Here is a 17,471-nt window from a genome sequence, read left to right as displayed (position 1 = left end):
GGCGGGAAAAATAAAGTTTGGAATTGTACAGAGAACAAGGAAAGGATTATGAGCTGTTGTGAGTATGAAATGAAAAGTTCTGTCACTTTTGTCACTTAAGCTATAAAAGCCTTGCTACGAGTCGCTTTTCAGCGTGACAGTTCATCAAAACTACTGTCACTGAACTGTCACTTCTGTCACCGGAAGTATCACCAGAGGGAGGAACATTTACAGCGATTCAACATGACGAACGTTCAGCAATTAATCTACAGGAAATATCATCAACCGCATTTAAACATCTTAATTTTGAGGAGGGAAAAATCATGAATTATCCGCTTATGAAAATGAACAAGGAAGGCACTTTGCTGCGACCGCAGCACACTTACTATTCCGATGAGTTCGCCCATACCATGTGCGACCTGCATCTTTCCGATGTTGTCATCGAAGACGATAAAGGAAAGTTAAAATTGCGATACCGCCTCCATGCAAAGCATCCTCATACCATTGAAGGGGCTATGGCATATAACATTCTGTGTCCGAAATGCCACCACCACTTGAAACAGGTAGGAAGATCGCTCAGCTACCATGACCTCGGTCTCTATGCCTGTCCATTCTGCGATAAGATTTAAGGAGGGAACGCCATGAATTATACTGAAGTCATAGTATATACCGGTCAGCCGGAATACAGCAAGAACTTCTGGAATGCCATGCGCGGCCAGGAAGACGGTTATTCCGGACTTTCCGAAGGCCGCAGCAGCGAGACGGGTACTTATGTCATGCCAAATGCCACAAATAACAAATATGAAGCAGCCATCATAAACGAAAGCCTGTTCCGTAAAATCGGCACAACCTTTAACGTATATGAAGGCAGTTATCACATCCTTGCAAAGGAATACGATGACCTTGCGCAGTTTGTGCCGGAAGGCGGCGCTATCCCAGTTTTTGACGGACTAAATGATTTCACTCAATACACCGTTGAAAGCCATAAGCTCGCTGCTCTTGTAAAAATGAATTCAGACTTTGTCCGCAATGCCGCATTCGACATTGAAAGCTACCTTGTAAAGCGCCTTGCCAGGAACTTTGCCAAAGCTGAGGACAACGCCTTTATTAACGGTACCGGTGTGCAAATGCCGACAGGTATCTTAAACGATGCAAACGGCGCTGAGGTTGCATATTCCGTCGATGAAATCACCTATGATCATATAATCCGCCTGTACTTCTCTGTGAAGTCGGAATACCGTAAAAATGCCGTATGGCTCATGAATGATAAAACCGCTCTTGCCCTTCGCACAATGAAGGACGAAGCCGGAAACTACCTTTGGCGCAACAGCGATGATACCATCCTCGGTAAAAAGGTATTTATATCAGAGTTTATGCCGGATATGGAGTCAGATTCTAAGCCTATTGCCTTCGGTGATTTCAGCTACTACTGGATCATCTGCAGAAGCCCTGTCAGCGTGAGGGCACTCTCAGAGAAGTTTGCCCTGCTCGACCAGATAGGTTACCTTGCCTTTGAATTTGTTGACGGAAAACTTATCCGCCCGGAGGCAGTGAAGGTAATTCAGATGAATACCGAGACCAACAGTTAAAACATACGAGAAAAGGCACAGTGGAATATCCTGCTGTGCCTTTTCTCCTAAAGAAGGAACTTTCCCAAGATGAAATACACACCAAATTTATATCAATTATATGCATTTTATCCCGGTTGTTCCCTTAATACCCCGTTTGAATTCGCGTTTTTTTGTGTGAAACCCCACGCCCGTTGCACGATTGAAAGGGTGTAAGGATTTATTACCCCCTACCCCCCAGAGTCAGGAAGGAGGAGTATCTTATGGCTGAGAAACTCATCAGCGTTACCGAAAAGGTAATCGGTGATACGCTCTACATTATAGAATCAGTAGTCAGCAGCACTGCCAAAGAAACTGCTTACGACAAGCTGAAACGCATGATACTGAACAATACTGTAAATCTTGAATTAAATAAGGCATCTTGATCTAAATAACTTGACTTTTTCACGGCAGTACGGGAGCATAGAGTACCGCTTGAAGACTGTCGGAAAGGAGGTAAACATGATTAGCAGGCAGTCTTATACTGCTGTGAAGAATAACGATAAAATAACCGCTCTGTATTGCCGTCTCTCAAGAGATGACGAACTGCAGGGTGATTCTAACAGCATTAAAAATCAGAAGACCATTTTACAGAAGTACGCTGATGACAACGGTTTTACAAACACTGAGTTCTTTGTGGATGATGGCTATAGTGGTACGAACTTCGACCGCCCGGATTGGCAGCGCCTTATCTCCCAAGTGGAAGAAGGCAGGATTGGCACAGTCATTGTCAAGGACATGAGCCGTCTCGGAAGAGATTATCTAAAGGTCGGCTACTATACCGAAGTACTCTTTCCCGCATCCGACATTCGCTTTATAGCAATAAACAATAATGTTGACAGTGCCAATCAGCAGGACAGCGATTTTACTCCGTTTCTTAATATCATCAACGAATGGTATGCCAAGGATACGAGCAAGAAGATACGCGCCGTTTTCAAGTCGAAAGGGCAGTCTGGCAAACCACTCTGCACCAATCCGCCTTACGGTTATATCAAAGACCCGGAAGACAAGACACGCTGGATAGTCGATGAAGAAGCCGCCAAAGTGGTACGCGAGGCATTTCACTTGTGTATGCAAGGGTATGGCCCTTCGCAGATAGCCAAGGAATTCACCAAGCGCAGAATTATGAATCCAACGGCTCACGCCAGGAAAAACGGAATCAATATTCCGGACAACAGAGGCCATGACGATGATTATGTCTGGCGAGGCAGCACAATAGTTCATATGCTTTCAAGGCAGGAGTATTTGGGACATACGGTTAATTTCAAAACTTACCGCAAGTCCTATAAGCAGAAAAAGCAGATGAAAAATGACCCGTCGGAGTGGATGATCTTCAAGAATACCCACGAAGCTATTATAGAGGAATCTGTATTTGAAGTAGTGCAGAGAATCAGGGATGGTAGACGAAGGCTTACTCCGATGGGTGAAATGCCGCTTCTCTCCGGCATGATGTTCTGTGCAGATTGCGGGAACAAGCTGTATCAAGTGCGTGGGCGCGGTTGGGAACATGAAAAGGAGTATTTTGTTTGTGCTACCTATCGCAAGATAAAAGGTGGCTGTAGTTCTCATCAGATACGCAATGTGGTGGTTGAGGAACTGCTACTTGACGGTATCCGCCGCGTAACGGCTTTTGCCAGAAACTTTGAGGAAGAATTCGTGGAGATGGTAACTAAGAAAACAAGGTCAGAGCTTGACAAAAGTATGAGAGATAGCAAACGTGAATTGGAACAGGCACAGGCCCGCATCGCCAAGCTGGACGAGATTATCCAAAGACTCTATGAAGATAATATCGGGGGTAAGATATCCGACGAGCGATTCGCCAAGATGACCGCAAACTATGAAGCGGAGCAGCAGGCTCTTGAGAAGCGAGTAACGGAACTGAAATCCATTATGACAGAGGATAAGGAAAGCACTCTCAATGTTGACCACTTCCTCTCACTGGTAAGAAAGTATACGGACATTAAGGAACTCACAGCGGAAATTATCCGGGAATTCGTTGAAAAGATCTATGTTTACAAGGCAGAGTGCATTGATGGCAGGCGGGTACAGCGTATCAAAATTGTATGGAACTGCATTGGCGAGTTTGATCCACCGGTTTCTACATCCACCACAAAGAATGAAAAATCGGCATAGCCGGTAAATACATACCAAACTATGCCGATATTTTCCTGAATTGAAAATCCCTAAGACGCACCCTCAAAGGGGTTATTTTTTCTTGTTTTTATTTACTAGCTCACCCGTAAACGGGTCTATATACTCTTTTAGGCTTATCTGGTCTGTTGCAATGTCTTCTTGCAGTTGGTTTTTTATGTACTCTTCTATTGCCTTTTTGTTTCTTCCAACTGTATCTACATAAAAACCTCTACACCAGAATTGCCTATTTCCATATTTGTATTTTAGATTTGCATGCCTATCAAATATCATTAATGAACTTTTTCCCTTAAGATAACCCATAAAGTTTGATACACTGAGCTTTGGTGGTATCGCTACTAACATATGGATATGATCTTTACAGGCATTTGCTTCTATAATTTCGACTCCCTTAAACTCACATAATTTCCTCAGTATTTTACCTATATCTTCTTTTATTATCCCGTATATAACTTGTCTTCTATACTTAGGTGCAAACACTATATGGTATTTGCAATTCCACTTCGTATGTGCTAATGTATTATTATCCATTTGGATAGTACCTCCTTTTGCTATTTATGCGGTCGGCTAAACCCGCTATATTTTAGCAAATGGAGGTATTTTTATCTACTCATAGCTATAAGCTTTTTGGAACCACCTGCATAGCAGGTGGTATTCATAAAGACAAAAAAGCATGGGCATAAATCATTTTTATACCCATGCTCTAATTACTACACTTATCTTCTAATTATTGCAAATCCAATATTACAGATCAAACTTTATTTTCAGCTCCTCAAGCTGTTTCGGGTCAACCACATCCGGTGCATTTGACATGAGACATGATGCGTTCTGCCCCTTAGGAAATGCAATAACATCTCTAATGCTGTTTCTTCCGGCCATAAGCATTATTAATCTGTCAAGTCCGAATGCCATTCCACCGTGGGGAGGCGTCCCATATTTGAAGGCTTCAAGAAGGAATCCAAACCTGTCCCATGCATCCTTTTCTGTAAAGCCTAGAAGCTTGAACATTTTCGTCTGCAGTTCCTGACTGTGGATTCTGATGCTTCCTCCGCCAATTTCGGTACCGTTTAATACAATATCATAGGCTTTGGCTCTGACCTTCGACGGGTCGGTGTCCAGCAATTCAATATCCTCATCCATTGGGGATGTAAAAGGATGATGCTTTGCAACATAACGCTTTTCCTCTTCGTCATATTCAAAGAGCGGGAATTCCGTCACCCACAGGAATTTGAATTCCTTGTCATCCAATAGACCCAATTTTCTTGCCACCTCAACCCTAAGCTGACCCAATGAATCGTATACAACCTGGTTCTTGTCTGCGATAAAGCATATAAGGTCTCCCGGCTCCGCTTCCACTCTAGCTAAAATAGCGTTAACTTCGTCCTCGCTAAAGAACTTGGTAATTGGGGATTTATGCTCCTTTTCTCCTACAACTATCCAGGCCAATCCTTTTGCTCCGTAGGTTTTTACAAATTCACCGAGAGCATCTATTTCCTTCCTGCTAAATTTACTGCCGCAACCCTTTGCATTTATTGCCCTGACGCTTCCTCCATTTTTGACAGCATCGGCAAATACCTTGAATCCGCAGTTCTCTGCAAGGTCGGATAAGTTGACCAACTCAAATCCAAACCTTATATCCGGCTTGTCGGAGCCAAACCGCTCCATTGCTTCTCTGTACGGCATTCTAAGGAAAGGAGTCTCAAGGTCAACATCAATAGCCTCCTTGAATACCTTTTTTATAAATCCTTCATTTATGGTAAGTACATCCTCAACATTCACAAAGGACATTTCCAAGTCTATCTGTGTAAACTCAGGCTGCCTGTCAGCTCTAAGGTCCTCATCCCTGAAGCATTTTACAATCTGAATATACCTGTCAAAGCCCGAAACCATCAACAACTGCTTAAAAAGCTGGGGTGACTGAGGCAATGCAAAAAATTTTCCCGGATGTACTCTGCTTGGCACCAAATAGTCTCTTGCTCCTTCCGGAGTGCTCTTGGTAAGCATCGGAGTCTCTATTTCAATAAAACCGTTTTCATCATAATAGTCTCTGGCGATTTTTGCCACTCTATGCCTTAAGATTAAATTTCTCTGCATGTCAGGCCTTCTCAAATCTAGATACCTGTACTTAAGTCTAGTAGCTTCGTTTACATCGGAATCCTCTTCAATATATATAGGTGGAGTCTCAGCACTGCTCAGTATTCTCAATTCCTTTGCAATAATCTCAATTTCTCCTGTGGGAAGGCTGGAATTTATTGCTTCCGGGCTTCTTTTCGCAACCTCTCCTACTACAGCAAGTACATATTCACTTCTGATTGGCACAGCTTTTGCAAAAATCTCAGGATCTGTTGTGTCGTTAAACACCACTTGGATTATACCGGTTCTGTCTCTTAAAGTAACAAATATTACTCCGCCAAGATTTCTGCTTTTGTTGCACCATCCCATAACCGTAACGGTTTTCCCAACATCATCCACACTAAGCTGGGCGCACATATGTGTCCTTTTTAATCCATAAATAGATTCTCCCATATATTTATACCTCCATTTCAAAATTGCTTTGATTACATTAATCGAAATAATTACATTTTTAACCTGCTTATCAAAGTATCCAGGCTTATTTCCTTTTGGTCTCCTGTCTCCATATTCTTAAGTACTGCCTTGCCCGAATCAATCTCATCATCACCCAGAACAATGCTGTACTTTGCTCCCAGCTTGTCAGCATACTTCATCTGTGCCTTAATGCTTTTTCCCACCAAATCTTTCTGAGCGCTAAGACCTTCTTTTCGCAATTCATAAACCATTTTCTCCGCATACATATTGGCCTTATCGCCTATTGCTGCGATAAAAATATCCAAACCCTTCGGTTCCGGAATTTCGATACCCTGATTTTCCATCACCATCAAAAGTCTTTCCAAGCCTATTGCAAAACCTATTCCCGGTGTAGGTTTGCCGCCGCATGCTTCAATCAATCCGTCATATCTTCCTCCGCCGCATACCGTACCCTGCGCACCTATATTGCTCGATACAAATTCAAATACGGTTTTGGTATAGTAATCGAGTCCTCTTACTATATTTTTATCAATAGTATAATCAATGCCAAGGTTTTCAAGCCCTGCCTTGAGCCCTTCAAAGTGGTTCTTGCAATCATCGCACAAATTTTCTATAAGGGCAGGTGCACTGGCAGTAATTTTTTTACAAGAGTCCTCCTTGCAGTCAATAATTCTCAGAGGATTTCTTTCAAACCTTGTATTACATGTATCACACAGCTTATCTAAGTTCGGCCTCAGATAATCCGTTAGCTTTTTATTGTATTCGGCCCTGCAGACAGGACAACCTATGCTGTTTATATTAAGACTAACCTGGTTTATCCCAAGCCTGTCAAAGAACAATCTCAACATGCTTATTATCTCCACATCTATTGAAGGTCCATTAGCTCCAAAAGCCTCAACCCCAAACTGGTGGAACTCCCTATAACGGCCTTTTTGCACATTTTCATACCTGTATGCTGTAATATTGTAATATAGTTTTACAGGTTGGGGCAAAGATGCCATACCATTTTCAATATAGCTCCTTACAACACCTGCAGTTCCTTCAGGTCGCAATGTAATACTCCTCTGACCCTTATCCAAAAAAGTGTACATTTCCTTTTGCACAATATCTGTAGTATCTCCAACTCCTCGTTGAAATAACTCGGTATGCTCAAATACAGGGATACGGATTTCCTTATAGCCAAAGTCATGACAGAGCTTTGCTATTTCCTTTTCAATATACTGCCACTTGTGAATCTCGGACGGTAAAATATCCTTTGTCCCTTTAGGTGCCTGTGTTAACATCATAAACCTCCAGTTTTTCGTGTTTTATACTAAAATAATATTATTAAAGCCTCCCGTCTGACAAATGTCAGGGACGAGAGGCTGTTTTCCCGCGGTGCCACCCTAATAGGCAACAATATGATATATCGTGCCCACTTATAATTCTTTAACGCAAGAATTTACGGATAAGCCTAATCGTATATCAACTTTCAGCCCATCAGCTCCAAGGTGTCCTTTCACCAACCCTTTTCCTGAAAGTGCTTCCAGTCACGGCACCCTCTCCCTGAAGGCAGAATTGGCTACTTTTCCTATTCATAGCTATTATAAGTATTTAATAACAATCTAATCAATATTTATAATTACCTAATTTACAATTATTATTTAATTTTAATTGCCAATAGCTCAATTGTCAATAGTCAAATAATATTTAACAATATAAATCAATAGTTGCCAAATTACCCAATGAACTGATAAAATAGTAGTATACGCATATTGAATTTTGATAAAAAATGTAAAATAATCTGTAAACAGAAGATAAAGTATACATAATAATCATCATAATATTTTTTCGATAAACGAGGGGGATATTATTCTATGGCTAATGATTATTTGAAGAAATTTGAATTCAATTATGAGAGTAGTGCCACAGGCAGCTTCCTTGTGGTTAGTGTTGATGCCGGCGAAGACGTGCTTTTATACCAGGTTGAAATGCTTGCCAACAATCCAAACGACAATATTTTATCCCTAGATATTAGACAAAAGGATTCGAAACACAATCTATATTATAATATAACGTCCAAATTGGCTTTATCCCAGTATCTTAAGCGCAACAAGCTAAAAAGGGATGATTTTATAAACATATTCAAGGATATTCTAAAGACAATACTTAGTTCCAAAGACTATTTATTGTCTGATAGATCATTCCTTTTAAACGAAGACTATATTTACATAGACCCAAACACTCTAGAGGTTTCACTGGTCTATCTTCCATTAAACATAGAACACAATGTAAATGACCAGTTAAAAAATTTCACCGCAAACTTCATAATGTACAGTGCAAATATAGATGAAACCAATAGCGACAACTTCCTTCAAAGGATTTTGAATCTTTTGAAATCAGATACCTTTAATATTTTAGAGTTTAATAAGCTGCTAAACGATTTGAAGCAAGAAACCGATATTCCAAATCCGGCTGTGCAGCCTTCAGTTATTCAACAGCAAAATGTACCTATGCAGTCTGCGCCACCGGTGGTATCGCCAATGTCAACTGCACCAAAAGCGAATGTTCAAAGGTCGGATATTCCCAGAGCCACTATGCCAAAACCGGAGGCACCGAAATCCAGCATACCAAAGCCCGGTGTGCCGAAACCTGCCCCACAGGCACCTGTTTCCGGCAGACCTACCAAGCCAGTAAATATGGCCGAAAATACCGTAGTTAGAATGAAGTATAAAACCAGTGTAATAATAATCGGCGCTATATTGCAGGCAGTTATTGTTATTGGATCCATTGTGCTTTTAGCGTCAGGAGTCATGGATTCTTTAGGAAACGAACCGGCCATTAATATTTTGGGTATTGGTATCTTGGCTAGTGCCGCATCCTATGTTGTATGGAAAACAATCTTAAATGAAAAAAACAAGGTTGAAAGCATCTGCACTGTCAAAGAAAAGCCTGTTGTTAAAACACAAATTAATATGGAAAAAAGAAATTTTACCACTGTTTCAAATATGCAAAGCATTCCTCCAATAAACAATACACCTTCACAGCCACAATTCAATCTAAACAATGCAGCAAACAGTCGTAACCCTTTAAATGAAACAACTGTGCTTTCACCATCGCCTCTGGAAGAGACTGTTTATCTAGGTGTATCAAATTCATACCCCTACTTACAGTCAAAAAAGAGCGAAGTAACAGAAGAAATAGTAATCAACAAGCCCAACTTTATAATAGGAAGACTTAAAAGCCAAGTGGATTACATAAGCCAAAATAACGCCGTTGGAAAAGTACATGCTGAGATAATATCAAAGGATGGACGTTACTTTGTCAAAGATTTGAATTCCAGAAACGGTACATTCGTCAATGGTACAAGACTTGCTGCCAACACAGAGTGTGAAATAAAAAACAACGATAAAATTACTTTTGCCAACAGTGAATATGTCTTTATAATTCCGTAAAATGGATCGTATTGACTATGGAGGAGTTATAAAAGAAGCAGGTAAATTAAGAATCCGAGGGCTAAGAAAGGGGCAAAAGGTATTCTGGACTTTAAATTTGCCCTTTTTAATATAAGGAGAATTATTCCCGTTATACCGCTAAGCACAAGAGAATAAAACATGACGGATACCATGCCGACAAGTTCGATATAGAGACTGGATACGGCAATAAGCTTTGTATCACCCATTCCAACTCCTCCTCTTGTGGCAAATGTGACCAAGGACATTATCAAACCAATTGCAATAAAAGCAATTACTGATTGTATGATTCTCGTCGAATCTGCATCCAGAGCAGCTGCAGCCAATCCCAAAACTATTCCGGCAATAATCAGCTTATTGGATATAAGCCTTTCTCTATAATCTTTCATAGAGGATGCTTCCAGCAATATGTACAGAATACAGTACCGAATCACCTCAAGATTTGTCTGAGATTTATGGTATACAAGCATAAAAGCAAGGGGTGTCAACAGCATTATCGCTATGTATTGGGGCTTTTTGTATACATATCCGATAAACCACTTTAATCTGTCGGTATCGATGCACTTTTCATAGTCCGTAGAAAGATTAATTATAAACCCTATGATAATTCCCAGGCTAAACATTAAAATATAAGTCATTTGTACATTTCCCCATTATTAGTATATATGTTTATTTTTCTTATTGGAGTCTTACTTTTCATTGTTCAAGAAATCCTTAACCTTTAAGAAAACATTGGAAATTCCTTCCCTTACGTCCTTTACCATCTCCCCTCCCTTGCCTTCAAATACTTTATTATCTACTTCCTCAACAACATCAACAACAAAATCCGTAGTCCTGATAAACTCTACCGGTTCGTTTATTATAGCATCCGAATGGGTTTTAATTGTTATGGTATTCCCTATTCCGAATACTTTTAATAGTGACAAGAAAGGATTTTTATATTTCGCTTCCACATTAACCCTTATTTTTTTATATACTATATAATCTTCCACTACAACTGCAGTTATTTTCAGGTCTACGGGCTTACCAAGAACAGCTGATTCCTTCAATAAATAACCTGCATAACCTTCAATTTTAGATTCCTTTTTCTTTTTACTATCACTCATCTCCCATATTCTCCAATATAGATCCGCGTCATCCATATTATCCAGAGTGATTTGCCCAAAAACCATGTCTTTAGATGGAGAGTTCCAGATTTCCGCTCCACGCTGCACTGTTCTGTCAGCAATAGCCTGTATGCATGATTTTTGATACAGGAATTCGCTAATCAGTATCAATGCAAACATGATTAGAATGACAGTAGGAACAATTACAGCCGCTTCTACCGTAAAACTCCCCCTATTATCCTTGATAAGCCTTTTGATACTTTTTCTACAATTCATATAACCTGCCCTCTTAGACAAAAATAATATACAAGTACTAATAAGAAAAGAATCTATTAGGGCATAAGCCCATGCCCTAATAACATTAAAGATCGGTACATCGAGTCCCTTTGCTTTAGCCTCTTTAATTTCACTTCAAGAGACTAAATAACAAGCAAATACTGTAACATAATTTAATCGGGCACTCCCTCTAAAACTTCACCCTCTAGTTCTTCACCAAATATCTTACTCATTATGTTCTTCACAAAGTTGAATATGGCCCTTCTGAAGATAAGGGCAATTGCTACCAAAACAGCCACAATTATTACTACCTCAACTGTGCCCATACCATCTTCTTCTTTAATAAAATTTCTTATCAACTTTAGCATTTATTTCACCCCCTTTCACCAATAAATCCTATACTGCCGCAAATTACATACTGCTAGTGAGTGTCAAAATCGCTGGAGTCGCAACAATCAGAATCACGGCTATAAACATTAGCATCATTGGAAACAACATCTTTGAAGATGCTTCTTCCCCGAGCCTTTTTGCTGCATGCTTTCTCATTTCCCAGCACTCTGTAGCCTGAAGCCGCAATATAGATATCATCTCCGCATTTCCTTTGTTAAGGTTCTGCAAAAGAGCTGATACAAATTTGGTTATTTCAGGAATTCTACACCTTTTGGCAAAATCCTCAAATGCACTTGTCTCTGATTTGCCACCTCGGATATCTGCCAATACCATTCTTAGCTCCCTATACAAAACAGTATCCTTGTCGTTATCGGTTACGGACTTCTCCCAAGCTTTTGAGACTGTCATGCCTGCATTTACAAGTAAAATAAGCTTGTTTAAAAAGTCGGGAAAGTCAATCTGTATGCTAAGTCTCCTCTTATTAACCTTCTTTGTAAGCTCCCGGTCCATAAAAAATGGGATGGACAACATTACTAAAATTCCAAACACTGCAGTTGCCACATCTCGGGTTGCAGCAGATAATAAAATAGAAAAAAGCAGTATTACAAGCATAAGAACTATCTTGTTGGCATGATGAATCTGCAAATAATACACTGAATACTTCACTCCCTTTAATTCAGCAACTTTTGAATGAAGTATCCTATCATACTTGGAAGTATACTTGTATTGCACTTTATCAAGAATGAAAAGCCCTATGGGTAACAAGCTTCTTAATTTGTACTCATTCTTATCCAAAGGCTCAATATAATCGTTATACTTGTTTCTTGACAAGAAAAACAATAGTAAAAAAAGTACAAAAATCACAGCAAAAACTATAAAACCTACAATCATACGCCCTCCACCATCAAATCTCTATGTCGATAATTTTTTTCGATATAAAGTACCCCACAGCTATAATAATAATTGCGAACGTCATCACTATTCTACCGATTATTGTATTGAACACAGGAGCCATATAATCATCAGTGGTTACAGATAGAATAATTATCATAATAAGGGGCATAACAGATAAAATCTTCTGTTCAAACTTCTTTGCCGCCAGCAAAGTGTTTATCTCCTCTTTAATCTCAATCTTGTCGTTGATAATGTTAGTTGAGTTTCTTATTACATTTACCAGATTTCCACCCGTCCTCTTACAGGTCTTAAAAACATCGGTGAAATTCTGTATATCCTCTAGATGTGCCCTTCTTGCGAGGTCTTCCAATACATCTTCGACGGTTTCATTCATTTCCAGTTTTCTTATTATGTACTCTACTTCACGAATAATATATGTATCAGGATCCGGGTATAAAATGCTCAAATCCTTAAGCGCTTCTTTAAAAGACATCTCCACCGACCTTCCCGCAGTAAGGGAAGACGAAAGCGAATAAAGCATGTCTTTGAACTGCAAATTCAATTCATTCTTTCTCTTCTTAATTATATCTTTGGTCCGTCTTTTCGGATATAAAAGCGCAAAAGGCGTCAGAAACAATGCCAGTATTATGTTGTGATAGAAAATATATCCTATAGCAAATAACACTGATGCCGCAAGCAGAATATACAAAACCGTCTCTTTAAAGCTCATGACATATACATCATAATCAATCAAACTGCTACTTTGCTCGATACTTACTTCTTCCAATTCTTTATTTTGCAACCCCAGCTCCATTTATTAAGACCTCCTTGTCGGCAAACTTAAAACTTGTCCGATATACCTGACATTTTGAATTTGAGCTTGTTAATCATTTCATTTTTTGTCCTTATAAGAGAACCAATTACCTGATTTTCCGGAGTTTCTCCTTCTTCAACAAACTCATAAAGCGGATTTAACACAATCTGTCCATCCTTATATCCTACAACCTCTGTGATCTCAAGGGTTCTTCTCGATTTGTCCCTGAGTCTTCCCAGATGAATAATTATATCTATTGCAGAAGCTATCTGCTGCCTTATGGCCTCTAACGGCATATCGGAACCACTCAATACCATGGTTTCAAGCCTTGAGAGCATATCCTTTGTAGAGTTTGCGTGTCCGGTGGAAAGGGAACCGTCATGTCCGGTATTCATCGCCTGAAGCATGTCCAATGCCTCTTTTCCACGCACCTCACCGACGATTATTCTCTCAGGCCTCATACGAAGGGAAGTTTTGATGAGATCTCTAATCGTAATCTCTCCCTTTCCCTCGGTATTGGCATTCCTCGTTTCCATCCTGACAATGTTTTCTATCTCGACAATCTGAAGCTCGGCCGAGTCTTCTATTGTAACAATTCTCTCATCCTTGGGAATATAATTGCTAAGAGCATTCAAAAATGTTGTCTTTCCCGACCCTGTACCTCCGCAGATAAATATGTTATATTTGGCCTTTACTAGCCTTTCCAGTACATCAGCAACTTCTTCGGTAATTGAACCGTATTTTATAAGCTGCTCCACCGTCATCGGTTTCTCCGAAAACTTTCTTATGGTGACAACAGGTCCGTTTAAGGCTATCGGATGCAAAACCACGTTTACACGGGAGCCATCTGCCAGCCTCGCATCAACAATCGGAGATGACTCGTTTACTGTCCTGTTTACCCTTGACACAATTGTCTGAATTACGTCCTCAAGCTTACGGCGATTTTCAAATCTAATATCCAACTTGGAAACTCTGCCGTCTCTTTCAACAAATATTGAATCCGGGCCGTTTATCATTATTTCAGTCACACTTTTGTCATCAATGATGGGTTGAAGAACATCCAGCCTTCTCATGGAGTTAAAAATGGCGTCGGCAATTTCCTTCTTCTCCCCGACATTGAGGTAATAATCCTTGGACCTTTCAAATACAACATTTGTAATAACATCCCTTATCTCTTCATCTGAGAAGTCCTTTCTCAAATCGATGCTATCACTTATCTGCTTCCTTATCTGGGCAATAAGCCTTTCCTTTTCTTCTATCTCCACTAACAACCACCCGTACTTCCTTGTAATATGTTAATTATCTGCCTTACAGCAGATCCAAGGGGATTTGAATCTCCTATTAAATTTTCCAAGCCATAGCTTGCATTCAGGCCTTTTATGTAAGGTATCCTGATAGAAGCAGATTTTCCGTTCAAAGTAAGATTTTCAACATCGGTAAGTCCGGAATTCAAGCATTTATTCAGTATAAGCTCTACCTTATCCATAAAGTTTAAGCCTTTTCTCTTGCTAAGAATCTCAAAAGCCCTAAGGAGTGTTGCCAGCTTAATCTTTGACGTAGTATCATAGGGCAAAACGCAGAACACCAAATCACTGCTCTCCAACAACGGTATACTTACGTCATTCAATTCCGATCCCATATCAGCTATAATCACATCATAGCACTCCATTGTCCTCATCTGTCCTATAAGCCTCTTAATTTCATCGGAGGTCAATTCATCAAGGTCAAAGATATTTTCCGGGGGCAGAAAATAATGAACCCCTGTTTTATTGTCTATTGACCTGCTTCCTTCTATTTTTAGACCAAGATTTTTATTGTTCTCCTTTAGAAAAAACAAAATATTCGAAAGACTCTCTCCACTGCCATAAGCATCAAAGTATGCTGTAGTGGCAGGAAACCTTTCAAAGTTCAGATAAAAAGCATTCCACCCATTCTGCGCACATTTGGCGCTCAGGCCCGCAGCTAATGTAGACGTACCGGCACCGCCGCATGGAGAATAAAAGGTAATAAGACGGGTCTTCTTTTTACCGTCACCGGTGATAAACTCGCAATTGCTTTTTTCGGAAAAAATGTTTAATATATTGCCGATAAGCTTATCACCCATCTGATATTTACTGATTATCTCACAGTTTTGAATATCCTTTGAGAGAATACCGGTTGATAACACAATAGGAGCAACTACCTTCTCTAAGTCAAGTTCATCATTATAAAAGTCAGGACTTATAAGAAGTATGTCAATTTTATCTGTTTTGCTAAAAAAGTCATTAAAAGTATCCTCAGTGGAAAAAGCCTGAACATAAAATCTGTTATTGTATTTTGAATAAATGAAGTCAACCACACTATAAAGATAAGCCCGATCTTTGTCAGCGATTACAAGATGAATTACAGCCATCGATTTACCCCCATTTTATTACTTATTAATAACAAAAGCGCTTCGCAGCAATTCTCAATTCTAGCTATTATCGCATTGCATATTTTTAATATACTGTAAACATATCATTTGTTGTAAACTCTTGTTGAAAATTAGGCATTATATATTAATATAAAATATATTATAATATAAAATATTACAATTTCAAATATATTTTAATATTTTTTTTGTCAAATTAAACCTCTAAAAACATTATAATATATAATGCTGTCATTATTCAACATTCTTAGTAAGAGATTATTGATTTTGAAAATATAGATTATTCTCAAGAATTTTTATAGAAGTGTATTTTTTCTTTCAATCATTTCGTCAATTCGGCTAATATACTCCTCAACACTCTTTACATTAAAAGCCCTTTCAATCCTGTTGCTTTCGGGGAAAACCACCTTAGTTATAGCTCCTGCCCCCAACGCAATAATAGACTGCTTTTCTTCCATAATCTGTACATTATATATTGACTCATAGCCCAGCTTGCTGTATCCCACATTCTCCAGATTGCCCAGCATATTCTTCTGCCTGTAAAGATAATAGGGCTCCAACCCCATTTTTGTCAGAATATCATATGCGGCATCAACCATTTGTGCCACTTCATTTCCCGATGTCAGGCTATAGTTTTCCTTATCTTCATTAAGCCGTGACGCGCGCTTGATTGCCATGGTATGAACAGTAACGCTTTCAGGCCCTAAGCCCCCTATTTCGTCTATGGTTTTTACAAAGTCCTCAAGATTGCTTCCCGGAAGTCCTGCAATAACATCCATGTTTATATTGTCAAAGCCTATGCTGCGGGCAAGTTCAAAGGCATCAACTATATCCTTGGATGTGTGAAGCCTTCCAATTTTCTTTAAGATTTCATCCTTCATGGTCTGTGGATTAATGCTTATCCTATCTACCTGGCTATTTTTAATTATCTCCAACTTCTCGCCAGTAATGGAGTCGGGTCTTCCGGCCTCCAATGTATATTCCTTTAAATCCTTTAAGTCCAATATCTGCTCAATATACATAAGAAGCTCTTTAAGATGTGAAGCCTCAACAGAAGTAGGTGTGCCGCCGCCTATGTATATGCTCTGTATTTTCAGCCCTTTTTTGTCCAAAATACTGCCGACACTCATTATTTCCTTCTTTAGTGCCTGAATATAGCTTGCAACCATATGCTCGTACTTCTTAACAGGATTGGAGGTAAAAGAGCAGTAAAGGCAACGGGTAGTACAAAAGGGTATGCCAATGTAAACCCCTACCATATCCTGTCCGGTAGCATCGAGTATATGTCTCTCCTTTTTTGCAACACTGTATAAAATCTTTGACTTTTCTTCAGAGACAAAATAATACTGGGTCAATTTTGAGTTTATTTCCTCCCGGGAACAGCCCATATCAATCAGTTCATGAACTATTTTTGCAGGCCTTATCCCTGTAAGCATCCCCCAGGGCATGCTTTTCCCAGTGAATTGCGACAGCGCTTTATATATCTGTCTTTTAACTTCTCTCTTTTGAATCTTTCTTTCTTCGTAAATAGAGCTTGCATCCTTTGCAGGCAATGAAACCGAAAAGAAGTGATTTTCTTTGAATACATTCTCCCCATCTTCATAAATCATAGTTTCTATTTGATATCCCCCATCATCTTTAGAGGGTGCGTCAAAGCGTGAATAAAGCAAAATTCCCCGGTAATCCTCTCCGGGGTCCTCATAGCATATTCTTATATTCTCATATCCAAAAAACAGTTTTAATACATCCTCTATCTCGTATTGAAACTCATGTCCTTCAAGCTTTATGTATATTTCCATGCAAACTCCCACCAAATTATAGAACTCAATAAATTGCAGTTTTTCT

The 17,471-nt window shown here is 39.5% G+C and carries 16 protein-coding genes and 1 other annotated feature; of the genes, 5 read left to right on the top strand and 11 right to left on the bottom strand.

Translation table 11 applies throughout. From position 1 onward, the window contains the following. Positions 1 to 302: 302 nt before the first annotated feature. From EFD62_RS11080 to EFD62_RS11065, 4 genes are all read left to right on the top strand, one after another. On the top strand, positions 303 to 608 hold the full coding sequence (locus EFD62_RS11080) for a hypothetical protein (RefSeq protein WP_128706127.1): 306 nt from the start codon (positions 303 to 305) through the stop codon (positions 606 to 608). A 12-nt stretch (positions 609 to 620) separates the two neighbouring features. Then, complete coding sequence (locus tag EFD62_RS11075; RefSeq protein WP_128706126.1) at positions 621 to 1,568, top strand: phage major capsid protein; 948 nt, start codon at positions 621 to 623, stop codon at positions 1,566 to 1,568. Positions 1,569 to 1,810: 242 nt separating this feature from the next. Continuing rightward, complete coding sequence (locus EFD62_RS11070) at positions 1,811 to 1,972, top strand: transposon-encoded TnpW family protein (RefSeq protein ID WP_128706125.1); 162 nt, start codon at positions 1,811 to 1,813, stop codon at positions 1,970 to 1,972. Positions 1,973 to 2,048: 76 nt separating this feature from the next. Further along, entirely contained in the window at positions 2,049 to 3,719 is a 1,671-nt protein-coding gene (locus EFD62_RS11065; RefSeq protein ID WP_194087093.1) for a DUF4368 domain-containing protein, read from the top strand. A gap of 72 nt (positions 3,720 to 3,791) precedes the next feature. Here EFD62_RS11065 and tnpA read toward each other — a convergent pair whose 3' ends face one another. From tnpA to hisS, 3 genes are all read right to left on the bottom strand, one after another. Next, positions 3,792 to 4,268: an IS200/IS605 family transposase gene (tnpA, locus tag EFD62_RS11060; protein WP_069195245.1), complete on the bottom strand. Its 477-nt coding sequence runs from the start codon at positions 4,266 to 4,268 to the stop codon at positions 3,792 to 3,794. A 213-nt stretch (positions 4,269 to 4,481) separates the two neighbouring features. Continuing rightward, positions 4,482 to 6,263 (bottom strand): aspartate--tRNA ligase, encoded by a 1,782-nt coding sequence (aspS, locus tag EFD62_RS11055; RefSeq protein WP_128706124.1) that lies wholly within the window; start codon positions 6,261 to 6,263, stop codon positions 4,482 to 4,484. Between the two features lie 50 nt (positions 6,264 to 6,313). Further along, a complete protein-coding gene (gene hisS, locus EFD62_RS11050; RefSeq protein ID WP_069193205.1) occupies positions 6,314 to 7,567 on the bottom strand; it encodes a histidine--tRNA ligase in 1,254 nt (417 codons plus the stop codon). A 66-nt stretch (positions 7,568 to 7,633) separates the two neighbouring features. Beyond that, positions 7,634 to 7,871, bottom strand: a binding site (T-box leader). A 269-nt stretch (positions 7,872 to 8,140) separates the two neighbouring features. Here hisS and EFD62_RS11045 point away from each other — a divergent pair. After that, a complete protein-coding gene (locus EFD62_RS11045; RefSeq protein WP_128706123.1) occupies positions 8,141 to 9,718 on the top strand; it encodes a DUF6382 domain-containing protein in 1,578 nt (525 codons plus the stop codon). Between the two features lie 26 nt (positions 9,719 to 9,744). On the opposite strand, the gene EFD62_RS11040 is transcribed toward EFD62_RS11045, so the two are convergent. The 8 genes from EFD62_RS11040 to hemZ form a co-directional block, all read right to left on the bottom strand. After that, positions 9,745 to 10,374, bottom strand: a complete 630-nt coding sequence (locus tag EFD62_RS11040; protein ID WP_128706122.1) for a prepilin peptidase — start codon at positions 10,372 to 10,374, stop codon at positions 9,745 to 9,747. 51 nt (positions 10,375 to 10,425) lie between these two features. After that, positions 10,426 to 11,118, bottom strand: coding sequence for a TadE/TadG family type IV pilus assembly protein (locus EFD62_RS11035; protein ID WP_069193202.1), 693 nt, complete (start codon positions 11,116 to 11,118; stop codon positions 10,426 to 10,428). A gap of 173 nt (positions 11,119 to 11,291) precedes the next feature. Further along, a complete protein-coding gene (locus EFD62_RS11030) occupies positions 11,292 to 11,486 on the bottom strand; it encodes a Flp1 family type IVb pilin (protein ID WP_069193201.1) in 195 nt (64 codons plus the stop codon). Positions 11,487 to 11,529: 43 nt separating this feature from the next. After that, positions 11,530 to 12,399, bottom strand: coding sequence for a type II secretion system F family protein (locus EFD62_RS11025; protein ID WP_128706121.1), 870 nt, complete (start codon positions 12,397 to 12,399; stop codon positions 11,530 to 11,532). 13 nt (positions 12,400 to 12,412) lie between these two features. Continuing rightward, positions 12,413 to 13,216 (bottom strand): type II secretion system F family protein, encoded by an 804-nt coding sequence (locus EFD62_RS11020; RefSeq protein ID WP_069193199.1) that lies wholly within the window; start codon positions 13,214 to 13,216, stop codon positions 12,413 to 12,415. A gap of 26 nt (positions 13,217 to 13,242) precedes the next feature. Then, positions 13,243 to 14,481 carry a CpaF family protein gene (locus tag EFD62_RS11015; protein ID WP_069193198.1) on the bottom strand — a complete coding sequence of 413 codons (1,239 nt, stop codon included), beginning with the start codon at positions 14,479 to 14,481 and terminating at the stop codon, positions 13,243 to 13,245. Further along, on the bottom strand, positions 14,481 to 15,608 hold the full coding sequence (locus EFD62_RS11010) for a P-loop NTPase family protein (RefSeq protein WP_128706120.1): 1,128 nt from the start codon (positions 15,606 to 15,608) through the stop codon (positions 14,481 to 14,483). The genes EFD62_RS11015 and EFD62_RS11010 overlap by 1 nt, the downstream gene beginning before the upstream one ends. A 314-nt stretch (positions 15,609 to 15,922) precedes the next feature. Beyond that, positions 15,923 to 17,425 (bottom strand): coproporphyrinogen dehydrogenase HemZ, encoded by a 1,503-nt coding sequence (gene hemZ, locus EFD62_RS11005; protein ID WP_128706119.1) that lies wholly within the window; start codon positions 17,423 to 17,425, stop codon positions 15,923 to 15,925. Between the last annotated feature and the right edge of the window lie 46 nt (positions 17,426 to 17,471).

The organism is Acetivibrio mesophilus, from assembly GCF_004102745.1.
GTDB classification, from domain to species: Bacteria; Bacillota; Clostridia; order Acetivibrionales; family Acetivibrionaceae; genus Hungateiclostridium; species Hungateiclostridium mesophilum.
This window is presented reverse-complemented; position numbering and strand designations above follow the sequence as displayed.